The organism is Protofrankia symbiont of Coriaria ruscifolia (assembly GCF_900634745.1).
Classification (GTDB): Bacteria; Actinomycetota; Actinomycetes; order Frankiales; family Frankiaceae; genus Protofrankia; species Protofrankia californiensis.
This window is the reverse complement of sequence record NZ_CAAAFR010000026.1, coordinates 1-4490: the sequence shown is the minus strand read 5'-3', so window position 1 is coordinate 4490 and position 4490 is coordinate 1. Positions and strand designations below refer to the sequence as shown.

Sequence of the window (4490 nt, the reverse complement as noted above, 5' to 3'; positions counted from 1 at the left end):
GCCTGAAGGCCGGGGCATCCTCCGGAGTTCTCGGTGACCAATGGCCAGAGACATAATTCGCTGGGTCACCTACGCCGAGCAACAGCGTGACGCCTTACCCTCCGAGGGCCGCCGTAAGCTTGACGCGCTCCTGAACCGGCTGGCCGACGACCCGTACGGTCAGGGCACCTACGACAAGCGCACCGAACTGTGGCGGGCGGTCTTCGGGCGCGCTGCTTCTGTGCGCGTCGCGGCGCCTTCCATCGCGGCGTAGACGTAGCGCCCAACAGTTGGATGCCGTCGGATGGTCCGTACGCGGGTCAACGCTCGGTGCCGGAGGCCCAGTCCTCGGCGAACGTCTCTGTCTGGGCGATGACGAGGTCGATCGCCTCCCGTGCCGCGTCCGGCGGGTAACCATGCCTGGCGAGCAGGCGCTTGATGATGGTGCGCATCCGCGCCCGGACGTCCTCGCGGATCGTCCAGTCGGTGGTCACCGACTTCCTGACCTGGACGACGAGGTCGCGTGCGATCGCGGCGAGCTTGTCGTCCCCCAGGTCCCTGACAGCGGAGGCGTTCTGCGCGACGGCGTCGTAGAACGCGAGCTCGTCGGCGGACAACGGCGGTGTGAAGTGCCGGCCGCGGTCGCCCTCGGTGCTCACCTCCTCGGCCATCTCCACCAGCCTGGTGAGGATCTAGGCGGCGGTCAGGTGCTGGTTGCGGTAGGCGTTCATCAGCTCGACGAGCCGGTCGGAGAAGCTGCGCTGGCGGACCAGGTTGTGCCGCGTGGCCTGACGCATGGTCTGTTCGATGGCACGCCGCAGTGCCTCAATCGCGAGGTTCGGGGTCTTCGACGCCCGCAGCCGCTCCTGTTCCGCTTCGTCCAGCCCGGCGGTGATCTCGTCGGCCCGGGTGTCGATCGCCTCGGGATCGACACCCGGCGGCAGTTCCAGCGGGATGAGCCGGCTCTCGTGGTACACCCGGACGGTCGCCCCGTCCTCGACGGCCCGGGTGAGGTCGTAGACGTCGATGTAGTCGCCGAACACCTTGCGGGTGTCGCGGTCCGCCTCCGACAGGGGGGTGCCGGTGAACGCGAGGAACGTCGCCTTCGGCAGCGCCTCGCGCAGTCGTAAGGCGAACCCGTCGAGGGTGTCGTAGTGGCCGCGGTGTGCCTCGTCCACGACCACGATGATGTTCAGCCGGTTGGAGAGCAACGAGTGCGCCGACTTCGCCTCCCGCTCCTCCTTCGTCAGGCCGAACTTCTGCAGGGTGGTGAACAGGATGCCGCCGGTCGCGCGGCTCGACAGCTCCGCGCGGAGCTGTTCGCGGCTGCCGATCCGCACGGGTTCGCCCGGCAGCAGCAGACTGGAACTGAACACCCCGTAGAGCTGGTCGTCGAGGTCGATCCGGTCGGTGAGCACCAGGATCGTCGGGTTCGCCAGCCGCGGGTCGACGCTGGCCGACAGTTCGTGCTTGTGCCCATCAAGGTGACCTACACCGGGACCGGCTCCGGGACCGGCTCCGGGACACCGTGGGTCGACCTGTCGATCCGCTTCCACGGCTCGGGCGGAAACACCTTCGGCGCGGGTGGCGAGGACGATTACTGCGGGGTCGTCCCGGACAGCCTCAGCGACGTCAGCGAGATGTTCCCGAACGCCGAGGCCTCAGGCAACGCCTGCGGGTCCGTCCCCACCGATCAGGTGCAAGGCGGTAGCTGGATCGTCGAGGAGTCTCTGTCATTGGACAGTAGCCGGGTGTTCTTCGCTCTCATATAACGATTTCGTGGGGACGAGACCCGGCAGGAGCGCACGGCCCGGCGTGGCTGACGCCACCGAGGCCATCCAACGACGGGTAGTCACCACACCGAGGCGCGGTGACTACCCGTGATGTTCTCTGTCCGTAGCTTCTGTGGTCCGCTCCGACCTCGGTGTTCACCGCCGCACCCTTCGGACCGGTCCAGGCCCGGGTGGCGCAGCAGGGACCCGACGACGCGTGCAGGCGTGTGCCCACAACGTGCTCATATCGATCACCGAGGGCCAACCCCGAGGAGTTGATCATGCACTGGTGTGCCCACTTGCCCGTTCTGCGCTCACGGTGACCAAGGGTGCGACATCCCCGAAATGGGCGTCTCCGCAGGCCAAGCCGGCGCGCGGAGGATGCGAGATTCGAACCCTTCGGACGGCATGTCAGGCGATGCCGGATGAACCCAGATATGCCGGTCTACCGGGCGTTTCACGCTCTGTGATGTCAGGATGGGCCAGGGAACCACAGGGGTGATCAGAGTGCCCGTGCCCACCACGCGCCCATATTCATTAAGGGTTCACGGCCCGGTTCCCGAGCGGGGCCGGGCCTCGAGCCGTTGGCGTTGGTGACCGGTGCTTGCTAGGCGTCGGTGAGTTCGCGGGCCTGCGTGCCAACCTCGCGGATCATCCGCTCCCAGTCGGGAGTCGCGCCGCCGGCCACGTGGATCGCGGTACGCGTGGCGGTGAGGGACTTGTGCAGAGCCTCTTCGAGGGTGTCAGCATCGACGATCATTGTGACGTCGATGCGGCCGGTGCTGAGGGTGGCGCCAAGGTCGGGGTCGGTGACGTTGTGCAGGCTGTACAGAGCGTCAGCGAGAAGATCAGTATAAGCGTCAAGGCCGTCGAGCGGGCCACTGGCCTTGAGTTCGGTCATCGTGTAGTACCTCACGGCATGTCCTCCTTCCAGCATGTTCGGCTCTTCAGATACCCGCGGAGGTTCTTCTCGTAGTTGGGGTCGGACGGGGTGAGGTGCACGAACTTCTTGTGGAGCTCACCGCAGGTGCAGAACATCTTGAAGTAGCCCTTGCCCCTGTCGACCTTCCAGCCTTGCTTCTCTGCGCTCCGTAAAACGGCCTCCAGCTCCTTGATCGGGTGCCGTGGCCTAAGCATCCCTCAACCTCCGCTCGAACTTACCCACGTCGCCGGTCAGGCACAGTGTTTCGCGGCTAATTACACAAGCGCGATTCGCCATGTGTGGCCTTTTCATGACCATACGTGAGGTCCTGGTGTGATGAGACGGTAGCGGCCCGACCATCGAGCCCGGCGCAGGGGGCATTGGCCGCGCATCCGCTGATCTCTCGTTGCCCGTCCCATGGGCTCAGTCCCGCTCCCGCCACCCGGGCCGGTGCCGGTGCCGGTCCATCCACCCTTCGACGTCCGCACGCAGCCACAGCCGGATCTGCGGATCCTCCGCCGACGACTGAATGATCAAAGGGTCCGGGAACCCTTTCGAGGCAGTTCAGCGAGCAGGCTAAGCCAGCGCGATCTGATATCCGCCCCGGACGGCATGGCGGCACGGTTGGTGCCCGCCGACTACGCGGCCGACGTGCTCGCTGAGCACGGCCAGGTGGACGGCGACGCCCAGGACGTGCCCGCCGTCGAGCCCGCCGGCGAGGCTGCGACCGTCGCCGAGGCGATCGACACCCTGATCGATACCGAGACCGCCGCGTGGGATGCCGCGGCCGGGGCTGAGCGGACGGGCGCACCGGTCTTCGAGGCGTACGTCGACGGCCTGTCGGACGCGGCGGAGATCGCCCGGATTGCTGCCGAAGGACGCCCGGTCCCGCCCGCGGTGGCCGAGTACGCGGTGCTGCACACCACGGCCCGCCAGCTGGGCCAGCTCCAGGCGTGCGTGCGCATGCTCGAACTCGCGCTCGATGCCGGCGACTTCACCGAGATCGCCCGGGTGATCCGCGCCGCGGTGGCGGTGGCCCGGTGAGCCGTGAGAAGGCGCTGCACGCCAGGCTGGACGCGATGGGCCTGCTGGCGGGACTCGGAGACGCGATCGCGGGCGATCCGGCCGACGTCTTCGACGCGCTGGCGGACGACTCGTTGCGTGAGGTCGTCGAGCTGCTGGTCCTGGTGGACGGCTTCGTACGCGACCTGATCAAACGGGACCAGCAGGCGGCAGAGGCAGCAGAGGCGGCCGCATCCAGCGCGACCAACGGTGCGGCGGGCGTGCCGGACACCCCGCCATCGCCGGCGGTCGTCGTCGTCGTCGGCCGGCACGCCATCGCGATGCTGCGCGACGTCGAACAGGTGGCCTACCGCGCCGAGATCCGTGCCCGCGCGGCGGTAGAGCCCGGTAGATCCCGCCGCACCCGACCCCGGTCTCGAGAATCCCTCGGGCCGGGGTCGCTGCCGTGAACGGGGATGGGTGGTTGTTCACCATCTGGTACGCAGCGCTCCATAGAGGGTGCCCCTCACACTGGCAGTGTGAGGGGCAGATGGAGATCTCCTCGCGCGCCCGGGGCGGACAACCCACCAGGGGTACGCCTGAGTGCGTGCCCTTCGCCCCCCGCACGCCCGGGTCGGATCCAGTGATCACTTTCCCGGCCCCGCGAAAGTGACCATGATCCCCGCACGCCCGGGTCGGACGCTTCGTGAGCTGGCCACCAACGAGCGATGCCCCGCCCGGAATCACCGGGACGGGGCATCGTCGCGGGAACGGTCAGATGTCGAACTCGCCTTCCTTGGCACCGTCGGTGAACG

General features: G+C 67.8%; 6 protein-coding genes and 1 pseudogene. 4 read left to right on the top strand and 3 right to left on the bottom strand.

The window, feature by feature from the left end; all coding sequences use genetic code 11:
• Window positions 1-40 precede the first annotated feature (40 nt).
• The gene (locus CV1CTNOD_RS02915) at window positions 41-253 is read left to right on the top strand and encodes a hypothetical protein (RefSeq protein WP_131784622.1); all 213 of its coding nucleotides are present in this window, start codon (window positions 41-43) and stop codon (window positions 251-253) included.
• A 46-nt stretch (window positions 254-299) separates the two neighbouring features.
• Here CV1CTNOD_RS02915 and CV1CTNOD_RS25350 read toward each other — a convergent pair.
• A pseudogene (locus CV1CTNOD_RS25350) lies at window positions 300-1424 on the bottom strand (type I restriction enzyme endonuclease domain-containing protein); the annotation flags it as partial.
• Between the two features lie 21 nt (window positions 1425-1445).
• Between CV1CTNOD_RS25350 and CV1CTNOD_RS24335 the strand changes: the two are divergent.
• A complete protein-coding gene (locus CV1CTNOD_RS24335; protein ID WP_165485282.1) occupies window positions 1446-1751 on the top strand; it encodes a hypothetical protein in 306 nt (101 codons plus the stop codon).
• 607 nt (window positions 1752-2358) lie between these two features.
• Here the strand turns inward: CV1CTNOD_RS24335 and CV1CTNOD_RS02905 are convergent.
• Together CV1CTNOD_RS02905 and CV1CTNOD_RS02900 are read right to left on the bottom strand one after the other, a co-directional pair.
• Window positions 2359-2667, bottom strand: coding sequence for a hypothetical protein (locus CV1CTNOD_RS02905; RefSeq protein WP_131784621.1), 309 nt, complete (start codon window positions 2665-2667; stop codon window positions 2359-2361).
• Window positions 2664-2888: a hypothetical protein gene (locus CV1CTNOD_RS02900; RefSeq protein ID WP_131765146.1), complete on the bottom strand. Its 225-nt coding sequence runs from the start codon at window positions 2886-2888 to the stop codon at window positions 2664-2666. Before CV1CTNOD_RS02900 ends, CV1CTNOD_RS02905 begins: the two co-directional genes overlap by 4 nt.
• Window positions 2889-3285: 397 nt before the next feature.
• Between CV1CTNOD_RS02900 and CV1CTNOD_RS02895 the strand changes: the two genes are divergently transcribed.
• Together CV1CTNOD_RS02895 and CV1CTNOD_RS02890 are read left to right on the top strand one after the other, a co-directional pair.
• A complete protein-coding gene (locus CV1CTNOD_RS02895; RefSeq protein ID WP_131784620.1) occupies window positions 3286-3717 on the top strand; it encodes a hypothetical protein in 432 nt (143 codons plus the stop codon).
• Window positions 3714-4145 (top strand): hypothetical protein, encoded by a 432-nt coding sequence (locus CV1CTNOD_RS02890; RefSeq protein WP_131784619.1) that lies wholly within the window; start codon window positions 3714-3716, stop codon window positions 4143-4145. The genes CV1CTNOD_RS02895 and CV1CTNOD_RS02890 overlap by 4 nt, the downstream gene beginning before the upstream one ends.
• The last annotated feature ends 345 nt before the right edge of the window (window positions 4146-4490 follow it).

Excerpts from the sequence above, each read along its gene's own strand:
- CV1CTNOD_RS02915 (WP_131784622.1), top strand. The coding sequence starts at position 41 with ATGGCCAGAGACATAATTCGCTGGGTCACCTACGCCGAGCAACAGCGT.
- CV1CTNOD_RS02900 (WP_131765146.1), bottom strand. The coding sequence starts at position 2,888 with ATGCTTAGGCCACGGCACCCGATCAAGGAGCTGGAGGCCGTTTTACGG.
- CV1CTNOD_RS02895 (WP_131784620.1), top strand. The coding sequence starts at position 3,286 with ATGGCGGCACGGTTGGTGCCCGCCGACTACGCGGCCGACGTGCTCGCT.